The sequence below is a fragment of the Thalassoroseus pseudoceratinae genome (assembly GCF_011634775.1).
GTDB classification, from domain to species: Bacteria; Planctomycetota; Planctomycetia; order Planctomycetales; family Planctomycetaceae; genus Thalassoroseus; species Thalassoroseus pseudoceratinae.
On the sequence record NZ_JAALXT010000001.1, the window covers coordinates 783,214 to 801,613 of the forward strand.

Below are 18,400 nucleotides of genomic sequence, written 5' to 3' on the forward strand. Positions count from 1 at the left end.
CCATTCTGCGTATCGACCGTTGCGGCCCGGAAAATCGAACCAACCGTAGGTTCGCCGATTGTACCGGTTATGACGGTTTCAGCGATTTTCAGCACTCATCGCGATTTTCACGATGTCGTTCAATCGGTGAAAGCTGCCTTAACGGAGCATCGTGTCTTCGACGACCTGCCCGTCGAGGAAGCGAATCAAACGTTCGGCACGTTTGCCGACGTCGTCGCTGTGCGTGACGGAAATCAAGGTCATACCACGATCTGCGTGCAGGCGATCAAACAGATCGAGAATTTCTGCTGTCGTTTTGCTGTCCAGATTACCGGTCGGTTCGTCCATCAGGAGGAGTGCCGGATCGTTCGCCAATGCTCGTGCGATTGCGATTCGCTGGCGTTCACCCACGGAAAGTTGCATGGGCAGATGACGTGCACGGTGGTCCATCCCCACGGCTTCCAACAGCTCGACTGCTTTCTTGGCTCGTTCGCTCGCGGACAGTTGGCCCTCGAACATCGGAATCTGCACGTTTTCCACAGCCGTCAGTGTCGGGAGAAGATAGAACGATTGGAACACGAATCCGATTTGACTGCTCCGAAAAGCATCGAGATCGCGAATTTCCGCTAAAGACTCCCCCTGGAAAACAACGCGGCCTTCGCTGGGCAAGTCCAATGCCCCGAGGCATGAAAGCAGTGTGGACTTACCACTACCGCTCGGCCCCATAATCGCAACGTATTGCCCGACGGGAATGTGCAGGTTCACGCCGTTGAGCGCGTTCACCTTGCCGTCGGGATAAACTTTTCGCAGATTTTCGGCTTCGATGAGCATCGGAGTTTCGTCCGTTGGTTGAGATGATTCAGGATTCGACATGGCGGACAATCACTCTGTCAAAGGCTGGGTCGAGCCTCGACACTATTCGTGTCGCAGCCCTTCGGAGGGTAACAACCGGGCGGCTCGCCATGCCGGATACGCTCCGCCCAGCACGCCCACCGCCAACGCCAACGCAAATCCTTTGCCGATCACATGCGGTGCGATGTCGCCCTGGATGAACCCACCAGTCACGGAAAGCGTCGTCAACCACTGCACGAGAGCCAATGCTCCTAGGGTCCCGACGGTTGCACCGATCAAGCTCAGGAGGATGGCTTCGCCCATCACCATGCGGATGACACGATGCTTTTTCCATCCGATCGCTCGGAGAATCGCAATCTCACGAATTCGTTCCACCACCGACATGACCATCGTGTTCAAAACGCCAATCGAGCCAACAACAACGGCGATTGCGGAGGTCATCCAAGCCATCGCATGAGCAATCTGGATGTGCAGTGAGTTTTGCACGAACTCCTTGGTGCGTTTGGCGTCCAGGCCAAGCGATTTTCCACTTTCGTTTTCGAAGTTGTTGATCGTTTTACTAATGCGGTCGAGTTCGTCTTCCTTGCCTTTCATATCGTCATCCAGCAGGACGGAGAACGCGGACACCTTCCCCTCGCGAGCAGTGATTTCCTGCAAGTCATGGAGCGGCACCGTCATGGCACCGTTCTCGAAAACGACATAGCTGTGATAAACACCAACCACTTCAAACGGTTCGCCAGCGATCAAGAGTTCATCGCCCACATTCTTACGCACGTTCTTTGAGGCCGTGTCCCCAAGGACGACTTTGCGAGTATCGCCTTTCTTGAGCAAGCGGCCTTCCACGGCTTCGATTTCGCCGAAGAGATATCCTTCGGGCTCCCAACCTTGCACGATGGTTTTGAGCATGTTGTCTTCGTCGTCGATGTAGTCGAGCAAGTCGACCAGTGTCGGTTCGGCGGCACGCACCCCGTCGACCGCTTCGATTCGATCGCGGATCGAGAGATCGAGGTTCATCGTCAATTGATCGACGGCCCCTTTCTCGGCGACGATCAGGTCAATGCCTCGACCACTCATCGACGCCTCCCAGGCCCGTTCGAAGCTCTCCGAAACGCCCATCAACGCGACCGTCGTGCCGACCGCGACCGCGAACCCACATACTGTGAGTAAGGATCGCGATTTCCGCCGCATCAAGTTTTTGATTAGGAACGTGATGAAATGCATATCGTTTCGCTTCGCAAGGAACGCTGTCCGGGAAGAATTCGAGAGTTAAGAAGTTTCGACCGTGGATTCCAACCCAGCCATCCGGTAAAGATGCGTCTTCACGAGACGCGTGAACTCGACCGGACTCTGTAATGGAGCCAAGTGCCGCGCACCAGGTACGACGTCAATCCGTACGTCGGCCAAATGATCTTCAAGGTATTTGCAAGTGGCCCCGAATGTTGTTTGTTCGTCGTAAAGTCCGACGACCGGAACGGACACGGATTGGATTCGCTCCGCCGTGAGACCCGCTTCCTCGAACATCTCGGTTCCGGCTGTTGTACCGGCGAGTTTTCCGAGTGGGGCCAACCAACGTACCGACGCTGGGCCGAGTGACTCGCGAATCGCTTCGGTTTGTTCCGGAGTAAGATTCTTCACCGCCTCAAACAACCGCCCGAAATCGACTTGCTCGCCGAGGTCGATCCCACTTTTTCCAAGATCGTTGCTGAGTTCCCGCCAAATCACCGTATCCGCAACGTTTGGTTCGATGTGTTCGAGACCAGGGAAGTAGGTGTCGGCGAGGATGATTCCCGAGACTTTCTCTGGATACTCCAACGCCGCATGCGTTCCAATCACGCCGCCATAACTGTGACCGACCACGAATGCCGAATCGAGTTCCAAGGCATCATGCAGACGTGCGAAATCGCGGGCCATCTCCGCCGAGGTGTACCCGTTCGGCGTGACTTCGCTCAGTCCGTGACCACGCAGATCGTAGCTGGTCACGCGGAAGTCTTTCGCTAATTCGTCCATGATGCCGATCATCATCCACACGGCAAGGTTGCTCGTGAAGGCGTGGATCAGAACGACATCCGGCCCTTCGCCGGTTTGCTGGTAGTGCAGTTTGACGCCATCCACATCGATGCGTGGCATGGTCTCACCTTTCGTTTCATGATCGGCGTGAGGCGATCGTGTTTCCACCGACTAACTGGATGATAAATCTCGATACACAAAAGCGGCCAATCGTCCGATCGGCATGTCTTCCACGCCTTCGGCTTGAAGTTCCATCAACAGCTCGTTGAACGGAAACCGACGGTTGAAAGTGAACTCCATTTGCTCACCGAGGATGACCGCGTCGATCGAAGCAAACCCCATGTCCGCGAAGAACATCGTGTCGCGTTCGATTGGGCCGGAATACTCTTGTCCTTCGAAATTCCGCAGAATGTGGACGATTTTCTGGAACACTTCTTCTTCGCTGTTTACGTGCATGCGGGAACTCCCTCCAGAATGCAAGTGGCCACGATGAATTTGTCTTTCCGCAGCGTGGGCACGCTGAAGGTGGAATCTTGCAAGTCCGGCAGTTCACCGGCCAGTTTGCTGTGGATTGCGACTTCAATTTGCCCGCTCGCGGGGTCTGCTGATTGAATCGTGACGTTCGCAGGCCCATCCAGCAAGCCCCGTCCGACCGCATTCACGAATGCTTCTTTCGCACATAAGAAGCGAGTAACGGCCTCGTCGTGATCCTCGAACTGTCCGAGCAGCTTGCGTTCATTGTCGTTCAGGATTATCGCCACGGCTTCCGTATCACGCGGTTCGATGACTTCCAAATCCACACCCACGGGACGATCGAACGAAGACGCCGCCACGATCAGCCCACCGGCTTCGGCGATCGAAACGTTCGGATAATCTGCGGGGCGTTCCTGTCCAAGTGGCGTGGCAATCGGTCGACCATGCTCGTCGAGATCAATGCTGATATCCGCCGGGACCATCCGGGCCCCTGTGCGGCTTCGCCACAACAACCGAACGGCGTCTTTGGCAGCCATTCGTCCGAACAGCCATTGAATTTTCTCGGCAACTGGTCCATCCAATTTTCGGAAGGCCGTCAATTCGTCCGCTGTCAGAGTGACACGGGCACTGGCCATCATCAAACCGGGTTGTTGTAGGTCGCGTGGCGGTTCCAGCGTCACACACCAAGCATTCGGTTGGTCGCTGTTCCCTTCGTTGGCACCGGCCACCGCTTCCTGCAAGTTGTCGCTGAGGAAGTAGTCATCCTTCGGACCATGGAAGTTGAATTCCCCGAATGGCAAATAGAATCGCCAGTACTTGAGCCCGTGCATTTGGGCCCAATAACGCCCTGTTGGTGCGACCGCATCGACCGAGTGTGTGAATCGGCGACCGGATTCGTGCACGATGCGACCTTGCGAAGTCATCTCCGTGCCCACCGCCGGACGCGGTCCGTAGAACCGCATGTCTTTCAGTTCGAACGGCAACAAGATGCGTCCCGATTGATCGGGTTGTTCCAAGTGCCAACCGGCGAGCGGGTGCATCAGGATGTCCATGAAGACCGGGTCCAGCACGAACTGCGGATCAGGATTCGACGTGAACAGCCCATCCCGCGGCAACACTCGACATTGCCCCTGGATTCCTTCTTCACCGAAGCGGTCCAGCGAGCACACGCCTTGGAAGTATTCGCCGTGGAACAAGTTTTTGTAGAGCACGTCCAACGGAATGCGGCAGGGGCGTTCGTTCGAGAGCGGGAAGTCTTCGACCGGCGGCGGTTCGGGATAGATGTTATTCATCCGCACCGTCCCGACCGCTGCGAGTGCGCCTTGTTCGCCGTCCTGCGGGTTGTGGCCGAGGTCGTGAATCTTCATCTGCAATTCCGCTTCGGTTTCTGAAACGGAAATCAACTTCCCGGTGAGTTCGATGGTCGGTGGTTCGTCTTCGTCGAAGCCAAGCCACTTGAGCAATTGCACGTTTTGAATGGCTGTCACAACCTGACCGGGCACCATCAATGTGGCCGTTTCCGCCATCATCTCCAGGCTGAACGTCATCGGCGTGACCGGTTGCCCGTTGCGTTCGGGGTAAACGTAACTCACCTCTCGACCGCCAACGGTGTGATGAGCACCGAAGACGTCTTCATCCAAATCGAGCAGTCGTCGAACCGTGATCTCTTGCCCCGGCACAAACTGCACAACTTCGTCGATCATCGGAAGATGATCGGTCGACGGCATCACGGTAGCCGGAGTTGCTGACTGAGCTTTTGGTGCCGCTGGTGTTGGCTCTGGTTGAGCCGTTGGTGCAGCCGTTTGTGGTACGGGTTGCGGTTGTGGCATTGATTGCGGTGTTTGAACCGGCACGCTCACGCCGCGACCTCGTCGTCCCCGTCGAACCGGTTGCCCCGACCGACGTCCATGCAAGTACTGCTGCATGACATCGTTCTGCAAGCCCAGGAACTGATCCATCACGCCCATGTAAGCCGTTGCCGCATTCCCGGCGGAACCGTGTGGCATTGGCATTTGTGGTTGCGAAGTCGGTTGCGGTGCTGCGGACGTCATGGGGGCCACTCGTGATTCGTAAAGAGATTCCAACCGCATCGGCACATGGTTCGCCACCAGTTGCCCGGCTAGATGGTTGAGTTGCGTGAGTCCGTCGCGTCGTGACGTATCCGCCGGAAGCGCGAGAAAATCTCGCCCACGAAGGATGTCTTCCACAAACGATGTGAGATTGCCTCGCGGCCCGACTTCCACGAACACTCGCACGCCGTCGTCGTGCATTTGACGAACCATGCGGGTGAATTCGACTCGGGATTTCCAGTGCGACAATGCCAAGTCCCGGATCTCGTTAGGATCAGGCGGGAAGGGCAGGGCACTGGTGCAGGAATACAGTTTCGTGTGCGGTTGCTGGAACGGAATGCCTTCAAACATTCGCGTTAGTGGTCCCATGAACGGTTCAAACAACGGCGTATGATACGGCCGCGAAAACGGCAACCGTTCAAACATCATCTTTTTGCGACCGAGTTCCGCCTCGAAGGTTTTCATCGGTTCCGGAGGTCCGATGACGACGGTCTGGTGCGGGCAATTGTCCATCGCCAGGAAGAAGTTGCCAGGATCGATGTTCAATTCCGTCGCCGTCTTCTGCACGAGTTCTTCCATTGCCTCGCGAGATGCACCGACGGCGAGCAACACGGATTCACTTTCCGCACTCGTGCCTTCGCCCTGTTCGAGTTCTTGCATCGACTGATGCACCGTCGCCAACGGCGGATCACTCCCCAAGCATCCAGCGACCCAGAGCGCCGCCAATTCACCGGCACTGTGTCCGGCCATCGCATGTGGTTGGACGCCCATCCCTTTGAGCAACTCAAGCAAACACCAGTCGACCATCAACACGCTGAACATCGTGTTGCCGAGGCCGCCAAGTTCTTCTTCAAGTTGCTTGCGAACGTCGGCGTCATCCGGTTTGAACAGGAATCGACTCAGCGGACGATTGTCGTGCTCGGACTGAGCTTGCATTTCGTCGCATTGTTGAATGATCTGTGCCACATGCGGAAAGTGCGGCAGCACGTCACCGAGCATCCCTACATACGGTGCCCCCTCACCGGGGAACAAAAACGCGACTTGCCCGGTTTGCCCCAAGGGCTGTGTGGCGTAATAAATGCCCATGCGGTCGCGGATTTTGCTGCAATTCGCGTCAGCCAACTTTTTGTCGGCCCGTTCCAGACGATCACGCAACGTTTCGACCGAGTCGGCAACAATCGCCAGACGCTCGGCACCAGACAGAGGATTGCGGTTCAACGACGCAGCCAAATCGACCAACCGAGTTTGCGGTTGCTGACTCAGATAGTCCTGCAATCCGGCAATGTTACGTCGTAAGTCGTCGCGGTTCGCCCCTTGGAGCACAAACAGTTCCGAGGGCCATTCGGAGGGAGTTGTCATAGTTGTATTCTGCGAGACCATCGTGGCGCGGACCTTGATTGGATTCCGTTGATCTTCGTAAGCAAGCATAGTTCACGGGAGAACCGCAGCGACCAATTCTCTCGAATCAGTCGCAGCAATTCTCACCGTTCACCAGGAATTCACCGACGCCTTTAGCCAGCAGTGGCAGGTTGTGCGTCGGGATGTTGTCGGCTGTGGCGGGGTTGGAACTCGTGTTCCTCACCACCGGCGACCAGAATTTCGGCTTCACCTTTTTGGCCAAACAGGAGTTCGTCGGCGAGCATTCGCGATCCGACTTGCGGCGGGATCGGGAACAAACCGCGTTTGACGAAGTGTTTCTCCAAATGCGAAGCCATGCCAACTTCGCCCCACGGTCCCCAGCAGATTGCCGTCACGCGGGCTTTCCATTGACGATCGAGTTCAAAGGCCAGTTTGCTCAAGACTTCGTTGGCGGCGGCGTAATCCGCTTGACCACGGTTGCCATAGCGACTGGCGATCGAGGCGAAGAACACGCAGAACTTCAACCGTTCCGGGTTCAGGTGTTTCAGCAAGATCGAAACACTTTCAACCTTGGTCAGGAACACGCGATCAAACGACTCGGGTTGCTTGTCTTTGACGAACTTGTCGTCGATGACGCCCGCCCCGTGAATCACACCGTCGATTCCACCAAACTGATCTTCCAATTCGGTGAACAGTGCCGCGATTCCATCGGCGTCCCGCACATCGCAGGCTCGGTAGTGAATCGTGGCTCCGGCGGCTTCAATCTTTGCGAGGTTCTCCCGCAATTCCCGATCACGAAGTAGCTGTTGATACGTTTTCTCGATGTCGACCGGTTTGAACTCTTGGCCGGATGCTTTGAATCGTTGAATCAAAGCGGCCTTGATTTCCATTTGGCCTTCGATGCCAACGGTGTCAGCTTCTTCTTCCGCCGATGGCAGCTCTGATCGACCGACGATCACCACATTCGGTTGATGTCGTTTCGCCAGTTCTTCGACGATCCGAGCGGTAATCCCACGGGCACCGCCAGTCACCAGAATCGTGGCACCGCTGGGAAGTTCCATTTCTGGTTCCACGGTGGTGTCGAGTTCCGAGCGAATCGGTTCCCAAGTTACCCGTTTCGTTCCACGATGCCCGACTTCCAACGGTCCTTCCGGATCGTTGAGTTCGTTCAGCAGGTGGTCCGCCAACTCGATTGGGTCTTCGGTAGGATCAAGGTCAACGGCACGCACCATGACTTCCGGCCATTCGGAGCCGAGCGTCTTGGTGAAGCCGATCACTGCTCCGTCACCGGCGGAAGCCGTCATGGGGAGATGATCGTCACCGAAACCGATGGTTCCACCGAGACCGGTCGCGGAGAGAATGAACGCTCCACCGTCTTCACCGATGATCCGCAGTTCTTCACCAAGTGCTTTGGACAGCACGAACATTGACTTCACATTGCGGTGAGCCCGTTCGGCCCAGTCGCCACCATCGTTCGCGATTTCCGCCAGCGGCATGAGGTGGATCAAACCACCCAGCGAACCGGCTTCCTCGCGGATGCGTTTAAGCAGGTCTTCAACTTCGTCGGGATCGGTCAGGTCGGCCGTCCAACCCTTCGCCCCTTCGCCGGACATCCGCACAATGGCCACGTTGACATCGAAGTCGGCCAACTTCGCGGCGACCGCTGGTGCGATGCCGCGTCCGTCGTCGGTGACGATGACCGTGCCACTCGGGACAACCGCCCCCGCCCCATTTGGCAGGGGAGCGTCGACCAATTGGACCAATCCGCGTTGAATCTCGCCGGTGGCAGATTCTTCCGATTCCGTTGGTGCGGATTGATCAGTCAATGACCCGTTCGCTGCCATCCCGGCGGCCGAACTGGTCTCATCCTCGTTTCGGGAACCCGCGGTGTCCTCAGCTGACAACGCGGGCTTCGTGGGGTTTACGAGAGCCTCATCGAGGTAATCCAGGATGCCCCGGAGGGTTCGCAAACTGGTGAGTTGTTCAAGGTCCAAAGCGTCTTCCATGTCGGCATCGCTCTCGGCCGAAATACCTTCCGCGAGCGTTCCGAGAATCTCGACGCGTTTGATGGAATCGATACCGAGTTCCCCTTCGAGATCGAGGTCGAGCCCGAGCATGTCTTTCGGATAGCCCGTGCGTTCGCTGACCAAGTCCAGAAGTTGATCGGCCATCGACTCACGGCTGAGTCCGGTGGACGCAGCGGGAGCCGGTTCGGTGACGGTCGGTTCTTTGGCTTTCGCCAAGCCCGTTTCCGTCGCTGGTTTGGTTTCGGCTTTTGGCTCTGGAGCCGGGGCCGGTGCTGCAGGAGCAGGAGCAGGAGCAGCGGCAACGGGAGCAGCCTGCGGTGCCGGTTGTGGCGTGGGCTGCGGTTGCGGAGCGGGAGCCGGTGCTTGATACGCTTGCGGCTGTGGCTGCGGAGCGTACTGCGGTTGTGGTTGCGGCATCATCATCGGCTGAGCGGGATAGCTCGCTGCCGGGATTGGTTCGCCGGCATCACCTTGCATGTAGGCCATCATGACGCTGCGTTGCGTGTCGAGGAATTTCCCCATCACGTTTTGGAAGCCTTGCATGACCACGGTGGCTTCATCAATCGCCGGGCCATACTGCATCGGCACGGGAGCCGGTTGCGGTTGGGCTGGCAATTGAGCCGGTTGTTGCGGCGCTGCCGGTGCGGGGTAAGCGTGGCCATTGGCGTGCCCGTTGGAATGACCATTCGAATGGCCGTTCGTTTCCGGGTGATGTCCATTGGTCTCTGCGACCGGTTGGCTGGCACCGTTTGTGTGTGCATGACCATTCGTTGGTGACGAAGAGGAAGCCGCGGGGGCCGCTCCATTCTTCGGTGCCGACCCGTTGGAGGGCGGCGGCGGGGATCCGCCTGTTGCGGATGGCAATCTGTCCTTCATGGGCTGTCCCAATACATAAGGTTCGGGTTCGTTGTGACGACGAGAACGCACGCCGTTGACCATCCAGGTCATGGGTGAGTACGACGGAATGCTGGCGTCTTTCTCCAGCCGCGAAAGTTCGTAAGTCTCCGGCTCACGATCGCGATATAAACGACCCAAATCCATCGGGACGCCACTAACAAGAAGCTGAGCCAAGCAGTGCTGGAACTGCACCAGACCCGCTCGACCTTTCAGATCGGTCGGCACCGCGATGTGCGGAGCGTCGCCGAGCGTTTGCTTGACCAAGTTGGTCAATACGCCCTGCGGACCGACTTCAATGAACACTCTCGCACCGGCTTCGTGCATGGCTTCGACTTCCGGTCGCCATTGGACCGAAGACGCCAAATGATCGGCGAGAGTCGAGGCGATCGCGTCGGCATCGCTCGGGTAGGCATCGCCCAAGGTGTTCGAGAACACCGTCTGTTTGGGCGTATGGAATTTCGTCTCGCTGAGAACCTTCGCCAACGGACGAGCCGCATCGGCGACGAGTTCGGAGTGGAACGCACATGCGACCGGAATTTGTCGACCGCGGACTTTTTGTTCCTGCAACTTCGCGAGAAGTTCTTTTAACCCAGCGGCCGTTCCCGAAACGACGGTTTGCGTCGGCGAGTTCAAGTTCGCCAGCCATACACCTTCGATGCCTTCGATGAGTTTGGAAACTTCATCGGCATCGGCGTCGATCGCCACCATGCTACCGGCGTCTTCACCGGCGGCTTCGTTGATCAGACGACCGCGTTCGTAGGAGATGCGGAACAGGTCCTCTTCGGAAATCACGCCCGCTGCGCACAAGGCAACGTATTCACCGTAGCTGTGACCAGCAACGAAATCGGGCTCGATCCCGAGAGCTTCGAGCAACCGGAACATACCGAGTCCAGACGCTCCCAACGCGGGCTGTGCGACTTCGGTGTTCGCAAGAGCTTCGCGGACTTTCTTGTCCTCTTCTGGCGTGAACGTCGACGGCGGATAGATGAACCGCCCCAACGGTTTCGCCCATTTGCCGTACAAGGTGCGTTCCGCGGTGTCAAACGTGCGACGCACTTCCGGGAAGTTCATCCCGACTTGCGAAAGCATATTTGGATATTGCGAACCCTGTCCTGGGAACAAGAACGCGACTTTGCCACCACGAGCCGCCGGTTTTTCGGAGAAGTAGATTCCGCGTGGATCCTGAACCGACTCGTCATCGCCTTTCAGCTTTTCAATCGCTTCGGGCAACTTCGTTTTCAGATCGTCCACGGTCGAGGCAATGATGGCGAGCGTTGGATGACTCGCGTCGTCCGTATTCGCTTTCCACAAAGTCGCCGCGAGTTTGCCCATCTTCGGCACAGCGGTTGTCGAAATGGCTTGATTGACCTTCTCAACAGCTTTGAGCAATTCCTCTTTGGAACCACGACGCCACACCAACAATTCCGCCGGCCAATGCCGCATAGACGGTGGCGTTTCTTCCCGATATTCGCCGGTGTACTCTTCCAAGACGGTGTGGAAGTTGGTGCCGCCGAAACCAAAGGCACTCACGCCGGCACATCTCGGTTCAGGTCCGCCATGCACCCACGGTCGTGGATCGGAGTTCAGATACAATGGGCTTTCTTCGAAGTTGATCTTCGGATTCGGCCGCTCCACCAACGTCGGTGGCAACACTTTGTGATGCAACGCCTTCGCGGACTTGATCAACCCGGCGACCCCAGCCGCACACTTGGTGTGACCAATCATCGACTTGACTGAACCAAGAGCAGTCGATTGCACATCGGCTCCGCCTTCGCGGAAGACTTCGATCAGGGCTTTGGCTTCGGTGTGGTCCCCGACGACGGTTCCCGTACCGTGAGCTTCCACCAAACCGACGCGTTCCGGCGAGATGTTCGCCTTCTCATAGGCCCGTTTGAGTGCCCGCACCTGACCAGAGTGGTTCGGAGCGGTGAGACCTTTCTCACGACCGTCACTCGAAGAACCAACGCCTTTGATGACCGAGTAAATCGTATCGCCATCCCGTTCGGCGTCTTCGAGACGCTTGAGCATCACAATGCCAACGCCTTCACTCAATGCAATGCCATCACCGGCGGCATCGAATGGGCTGCACTGTCCGCGGGCGGAGAGGGCGTGAGTTTTCGAGAACGCGGTGAACGCGAACGGCGTCATCACCGCGTCAGCTCCCATCGCGAACGCCACATCGCTGGTGCCGCTTTCGAGTTCCCACACGCAGTCATACAGGGCTGCCAGTGACGATGCACAAGCCGCGTCGATCGCCATGTTCTTTCCGGCGAAGTTGAACCGGTTCGAAACTCGGCCGACAGTCACATTGTTCAAGAAACCAGGGAAGGAATCTTCGGTCCATTCCGGTAGAACGGCGTTGCTCTTTTCGACGAGTTGTTCGTGGTCGATGTCCAACCCCGGCACCGTCGAGAACAACGGCAGACAGGCTCGGAAACCGTAGGCGACGGACAACGGAGCCCCACCACCACCGATGCCGACGACCGCACAGGTTTTCTCACGGTTGAACGGACGGTTCTCGTAACCGGCATCCTCGATGGCATGTCGCACTCCTTCGAGGAGCAGGAGTTGCAGCGGTTCGATGGAGTCGACACTCTTCGGCGTGATGCCGTACCGCATTGGCTCGAACGGCACATCCCCCATGAACCCGCCCCACTTCGAAATACTCTTATCGGGAGCACGTGGATCGGGATCGTAGTACAGTCGCCAATCCCAGTGCGTTTCCGGGACTTCGGTGACGGCATACGTCTTGTTGAGAATGTTTTCCCAGTATTCCTCGACGCTGATCGAACGCGGATAGAAACTCGCCATCCCGACGATCGCAATATCGCTCGGTTTTTGTTGTGGCACTTCGCGAATGATGGTCGGCTTGAGTTGCTCGATCCGTTTCATTCCGCCAAGGCAGACGGTTTCATGCAGTTCCTGCATGGTCAGCACGCGGTCGTGCATGGCGGCGACTTGGCCGATCATGTACATGCCGCGAGCGAGTTGGTCATCATCGCTGACGTCGGCGAGTTTCGAGGCACCGGTCTCGTCGTTTTGCCGTTCGACGCCTTTGGACGCGACCCGCAATCGCCCCATGTTCATCCACTCGAGAGCCCGCGTGATTTCCTCGGGCGTCTTGCCTTCCTTCTGCAACCGCCGTTTTTCGGCGTTGAAGTGTTCAAAGTAGGGAGTGTTGATGCAGCGGATTGCGTGTCCAGGTCCGGTTTCGAGCAGCACTGTGTCACCGCTGGTGACGGCGGCATCTTGGAACTTCTTCACGATCGCACCGCTCTCGACGGCTTCCTTCGTGAAGAGATACGCGGTGCCCATCAGCACAGCCACATTCACCCCACGTTCGGCGAGTGGTGCCGACATTGCAGCAACAGCCGCACAGGAAACGTCATCGTGAATGCCGCCGGCAAACACGACGTGCAAATCCTCGCCACGACCTTTCTCACCAAGGTGATTCATCAACAAGCCGCACATGGTTTCCCACAAGAGGAAACTGCCACGCGGCCCCACGTGTCCACCACACTCGCGGCCTTCAAAGACGAATCGTTTTGCACCGTCTTTGAGGAACATCGTCAGCAAGCCCGGTGACGGAACGTGCAAGTACGTCGGCACGCCTTCGTCTTCGAGTTCTTGCGCTTGGTCCGGTCGTCCACCGGCGATCAATGCAAACGGCGGTTTGTTGGCAAGCAGAGCCGACATTTGCTCTTTGCGAATTTCCGGCGGCAAGAAGCCCAGCAGACCGGCTCCCCACGGTTTGTTGCCGACGAGTTTCTTTGTCTCATCCAGCAACTTCACGACCGCATTCTTGCGGAGCAATGACAGAGCCAAGAACGGCAATGCACCGGCTTCCGCAACAGAGTTCGCGAATTCGGCGGTATCGCTGACTCGCGTCATCGGACCTTGCAGGATCGGAAACTGAATCCCGTGACTTTCGGCGAACGGTGAATTCTCGCCGAGCGGCTGCAAGTCTCGAGCAGAGTCCAAATTCTTACGAACTTGCTCGACAACAGCCTGAAGAACACCGGAGACAGTGAAGTGTTCCTCAGCCAACGACTGAGCCAAGCAGGCATCCTGCCCCAAGAACACAGACTGACCAACAGGAGCCGATTCAACGGCTTCACGGATCGCATTTCGCCACTCGGTGAGTTTTTCGCCGCTGCTCAACTCGGAGCCGATCAAGTCTTGCTCGATCTTGTTGAGCTGCTCGACCACTTTGCTGCCGGGGCGTTTATGGATTCGGTAGGCTTCCCCAAGTTGTGAACCCAGGCAGAGGGTATCACCACCGTCGAACGCGGCGATCAGCTTGCGTGATTGCGGAGGAAGCGTCGATTCCCGGGTCAGCAGGAGTTGACCGTCCAAAACCACACCGGCTGCACCGGCGGCGGCACATGCGGCGGCGGTGTTGAGACCAATCCCACCTTGCACCCAAATCGGGAGTGAGATGGTTTCTTTCTCTCGCGTTGCCAAGCGATGTTGCCAACGCTGCAGGAGAACAAAAGCCGTCTCCTCACCAACGCGACCACCGGATTCATTCCCTTTCAGAATGATTCCATCGACCTTCAATTCCTCGGCCCATTCCATTTCGGCAACGCTCGTTGCTTCGAAATAGATGTTCAAACCGCGATTGCGAAGCTTCGTGACCGCGTCTTTCTGACTCGCATCCACGCCCCCCGCGATGATAACCCAAGCGAGACTCTCAGGCGAGGATTCGAGAAGATGGTCAAGTTGGGGCACTTGTGCCAGCCCGATTTTGACCCCAAATTCGCCGCGACCGAATCGGCTGAGCCTTCCCAAGGCTTCCCCGATTGCGTCAGCGTTTGCGACGTACTCGAGATCGAGCGTTCCTTTAGCCCCAGCGCGACATGCGGCGATTGCCATAGTTGGATCGCATTCGCCAGCTGGCGTCAACACAAAGAGAGCATTTAAGTCCATTAGATAACCCCTGAGAGCCGAATGTGTCGGCTCACTGATGCAGCTACGATTGTTCACGAAGTTGCGGATTCCCGGTCCGAAACTTCTGACGGAAACAATCCGACGACCCATCGGGATTGTTCTATCCGTCCCACTTTACCTAGTTCCCCTGTCCCATGATGCTACGCTACATACCGACCTCACGCAAGCTTTTCGTAGGATTCCTAAAGAACGTTGTCGCGGAACGGCGTTGTTCGCTCAGCCCTTGCGGGTGTGTTGTCAAAAGACAACACGTTGCGGGACGACGCACAGACAAAGTCCGTATTGACCAAATGCGTTATTCTAGGTAAGCCACACACAATCCCTTGGTCTGTTGAACTCAGGGGAATTTTGAAACGGCGAACTTGCAACAAACGCTTCGCTGCAAACTGGACAGTTAATTCCGCCGTCCGGGAGCCGTTGAATCTCATGCCAAAATTGATAGTGCAAGGAACCGCAACCATGCCATTGCACGGACGTTCAACGATCCTCGGCATTGCAGCCACCTGTCTCATCGCGACGGGGGCGTTGCTTCAGGACAACGTTACACCGAAGGAACTCTCGGCCAGCCCCGTTCGATCGAACTCGAAGCATGTTGCGGCCGCTCAGGAACCGAAGCTGCATGTAGTGAACCGGCCTGAATATCCGCCACCTCGACTGGTCCTTTTGAAACCGGGGACCGTTGTCGGCAACACCGCTCCCGATGGGTGGTCGCATCTAGTGTTGAAGAGCATGCCCCGGATCCACCCCGAGCACCGCTCGAAAGTCAATAAGCAAACGTATCGTATGTCGAGCCTGGTCTTCACCGCCGTGGCGGCCAATGTCCGTCCCACAACGAATTCCGATGGTCAGAATCAGTATGAGATTGGCAACATTGGGATCGGAATGGGCACGAGTATTCGCGGTCAAGACACCGTCATCACCCCCGAAACGAAAAACCGATTCGGCGTGAAGTTCGGCTTCCTCGAGGGAATCTTGTTGTCAACCTGCTACGAAAAGCTAATGATGGCCCGTTTGCGTGCCCACACACCCACAATGGCTGTGATCGACACCCACGCGGTCATGGTGCGAGGGCAGGGGCATCGACCTGCGATCATGCGACACATCTTGCTCGTGGATGCCCCCACAGGTCGCCTAGAAACGCTCTCGTTCGGAATCGACATCGACGAACGGAATCAGTATCTCGGCGTGAACACGCATATGGAATGGCTACGCGGCAACGCTATCGACGACTGTCTCTTATACGTCGATCGACGTGAGTTCACCGTTGGCATTCCGTCGGACAACGCCTTTGCGGTCAAATCACCTCCCAAGGGCCGGATGACCGTTCAGTTCACGAAGTCATTGGCCGATTTAGCCGGACAATCCGCGTTGAATGCCGAATCCCTACAAACGTTGGAACGAGGTCTCCGACAGGCTCTCTGGTCGGCGGCCACGCGGAAGACTTCGAGCGGTCTTGCCGACGGATATAGCGCCCGATAAGGTTGAAGATAGGCAAAACGGCACCACAATACCGTAGAAACGGTCTGTGTCTGCCACGTAGACTTTGCCGTCCCGCCAAATTCACCTTCTTGGGGTCAATCATGACATCTTTACTCTGCCTGACCGCCGCGCTCCTCTCCGCGGATGGAGCAGCCGATGCCAACCATATCGCTCACAATCCTGTATATGCCGAACTCCGACAGACCGGCCTGACCATTGGGGAGCAGGAACCGTTCAAGCTGCCGGCTCCCATGATGGACGATAATCTCACCGGCAAACAGCAAAAAAAGATCATGGAAGCCATTGGCGGTCGAGCGGTTCCATTGGATCGACTCACACGCAAGGCCCTGTTCGCCCCGCACATCCTCAAGCGAATCAAAGAAGTCGATTGCCCGAAAGCCAACGCCAAAGCGAAATTCGTCAACGTCTACTTCGTTGCGTACGGCGACTTCGATGAGCTAGCCAAAAACGGCAAAGCCGAGGACGACTGGAAAACCATCGACGAGCAAGACCTTCAAAAACGTGGCATCGACGAGATTGACCCCAAGCATGAGCGTTACGGGCACATCCAACGAGAACTCATCAACCGAGTGATGATCAACGCCGCCGTGCGAACCTACTGGAGCCAGACCGACGATTCACTCGTTTTCGCCACGCAGCTGGCTCCGCAATTCAATGGCGATTCTGAATTCCCGAACTACTGGCAAAGCCTAGTCCGCAACAAACCGACCGGCGAAAAGCACCCGTACGAACACTTAGGGATGTACATCAAGGTCACCAAGTTGAAAGACTACGAAGATGGCCTGTTTATTGAAGTGCATGTCGTCTTTTCCGAACCGGAAGGCTGGTTCGATGGCCGCAACCTACTGATCTCGAAACTTCCGCAAGTCGTGCAATCCGAAGTTCGTGATGCTCGCGGTGACATGAAGAAGTAGACTCACAAAATCCGATGAAATAGCGGGCGGGTTTCCTGCGAATTCCACGATCAACACCGAGCCAACTGAATAGGAGTCGTGGTGTTTGTCAATCAAACGCATCTGCAATATCTACTAAGTTCCGACGACTATCGATCACCGACACAACACCAGGCGGAACTTGAAAAGCTGTTCTTGCCGAGTTGGCAATTCGTCGGCACACGGTCTGAACTGGCAAACTCGGGAGACTATCTCACGATTGACCTGTTCGGTCATCCGGTCCAAGTTCGAAACTTCGACGGTACATTTCACGCCTTCGAGAACGTGTGTGCTCATCGGCATTGCCTGTTGACTCATGAACGTCGTGGCAACACCCCGACGATGGCCTGCCAATATCACGGCTGGGAGTACAACCAAGAAGGTCTCACCGGTCGCATTCCCGATGCCCGCTGCTTCCGGCCTTGGGACCGCGAGAATTCCCGAATCAAGAAATATCGACTTGAGAATTGCGGGGATCTTCTGTTCCTCGCACTCACGGACGATCCGCCGTCCTTGAAAGAGTATCTCGGCCCAGTCTTCGAGCGGAACAATCGTTTCTTTTCGACTCCTGCTTGGCGACTTCTGCACGTCTGGGAATACGAATGCCCGTGCAATTGGAAGGTTCCTGCCGAGAATACGCTCGAGTCGTATCATATCCCGAAACTTCACCCCAAGTCTTTCGGGGGAATCTATCCGAGTGAAGCCGCGTCCGACCATATCCTGGAACCGAATTACACTCAACTCGACTATGACTCAGGTGAAGATCCCCGTGTCGACCGCTGGCAAGGTCGCATCGTTCGGTGGCTCGGTGGAGAGAAAACGAATCTCTATATTCACCAACACATTCACCCGAACCTGATCTTTGTGACAACAGACATCTTTTCCTATGTCCTCACGTATCTGCCAACGTCACCGACAACCTGCAAGATCAATCTTCGGATGTACTCGTTCCGCGGACTCAAGAGGGGACCGTTAGCGAAGCTGCTGGCATTGGCATCCGGCCGGTTCGCCAAGAACACGATGAAACAAGTGCAGCTCGAAGATTGGGAAGTCTTCGCCGACCAACAACGAGGACTCGAAGTCAGCAACCACCGGGGAGTGATTGGAACGCGAGAAGAACGGATATACGTATTCCAGAAGTATATACTTGACCAACTCGGCCGAGAACTACCGACACACCCGGATGAGAGAAAATCCGAGTCGCTCACCGCTAGCAAGTAACCAAACGCAAGGACGCGACACGCACGAGTTCCGAGCTAGAATCGCGTTCTCAAGTCACGACTTGCCTGCGAAAACAAAATGCTAGTCCGCGGATCAAAACGAGATTCGGTCTAGCAATATCTGCCTTGTCAAA

At 56.6% G+C, this 18,400-nt stretch carries 9 protein-coding genes; 3 read left to right on the plus strand and 6 right to left on the minus strand.

Features of this window, described 5'->3' with window-relative positions:
* Nucleotides 1–138 precede the first annotated feature (138 nt).
* The 6 genes from G6R38_RS02830 to G6R38_RS02855 form a co-directional block, all read right to left on the minus strand.
* On the minus strand, nucleotides 139–852 hold the full coding sequence (locus G6R38_RS02830; RefSeq protein WP_206028438.1) for an ABC transporter ATP-binding protein: 714 nt from the start codon (nucleotides 850–852) through the stop codon (nucleotides 139–141).
* A gap of 42 nt (nucleotides 853–894) precedes the next feature.
* Nucleotides 895–2,052 (minus strand): ABC transporter permease, encoded by a 1,158-nt coding sequence (locus G6R38_RS02835; protein WP_166820154.1) that lies wholly within the window; start codon nucleotides 2,050–2,052, stop codon nucleotides 895–897.
* A gap of 45 nt (nucleotides 2,053–2,097) precedes the next feature.
* A complete protein-coding gene (locus tag G6R38_RS02840; RefSeq protein WP_166820155.1) occupies nucleotides 2,098–2,958 on the minus strand; it encodes an alpha/beta fold hydrolase in 861 nt (286 codons plus the stop codon).
* A 51-nt stretch (nucleotides 2,959–3,009) separates the two neighbouring features.
* Nucleotides 3,010–3,294 carry an acyl carrier protein gene (locus tag G6R38_RS02845; RefSeq protein ID WP_166820156.1) on the minus strand — a complete coding sequence of 95 codons (285 nt, stop codon included), beginning with the start codon at nucleotides 3,292–3,294 and terminating at the stop codon, nucleotides 3,010–3,012.
* A complete protein-coding gene (locus G6R38_RS02850) occupies nucleotides 3,285–6,740 on the minus strand; it encodes an acyltransferase domain-containing protein (RefSeq protein ID WP_166820157.1) in 3,456 nt (1,151 codons plus the stop codon). Before G6R38_RS02850 ends, G6R38_RS02845 begins: the two co-directional genes overlap by 10 nt.
* Before the next feature lie 152 nt (nucleotides 6,741–6,892).
* Nucleotides 6,893–14,593 (minus strand): type I polyketide synthase, encoded by a 7,701-nt coding sequence (locus G6R38_RS02855; protein WP_166820158.1) that lies wholly within the window; start codon nucleotides 14,591–14,593, stop codon nucleotides 6,893–6,895.
* Between the two features lie 480 nt (nucleotides 14,594–15,073).
* Between G6R38_RS02855 and G6R38_RS02860 the strand changes: the two genes are divergently transcribed.
* The 3 genes from G6R38_RS02860 (at nucleotide 15,074) to G6R38_RS02870 (ending at nucleotide 18,267) form a co-directional block, all read left to right on the plus strand.
* Nucleotides 15,074–16,093, plus strand: a complete 1,020-nt coding sequence (locus G6R38_RS02860; protein WP_166820159.1) for a hypothetical protein — start codon at nucleotides 15,074–15,076, stop codon at nucleotides 16,091–16,093.
* A gap of 101 nt (nucleotides 16,094–16,194) precedes the next feature.
* Nucleotides 16,195–17,028: a hypothetical protein gene (locus G6R38_RS02865; RefSeq protein ID WP_166820160.1), complete on the plus strand. Its 834-nt coding sequence runs from the start codon at nucleotides 16,195–16,197 to the stop codon at nucleotides 17,026–17,028.
* A gap of 81 nt (nucleotides 17,029–17,109) precedes the next feature.
* Nucleotides 17,110–18,267, plus strand: a complete 1,158-nt coding sequence (locus tag G6R38_RS02870) for an aromatic ring-hydroxylating oxygenase subunit alpha (RefSeq protein ID WP_166820161.1) — start codon at nucleotides 17,110–17,112, stop codon at nucleotides 18,265–18,267.
* Nucleotides 18,268–18,400: the final 133 nt, after the last annotated feature.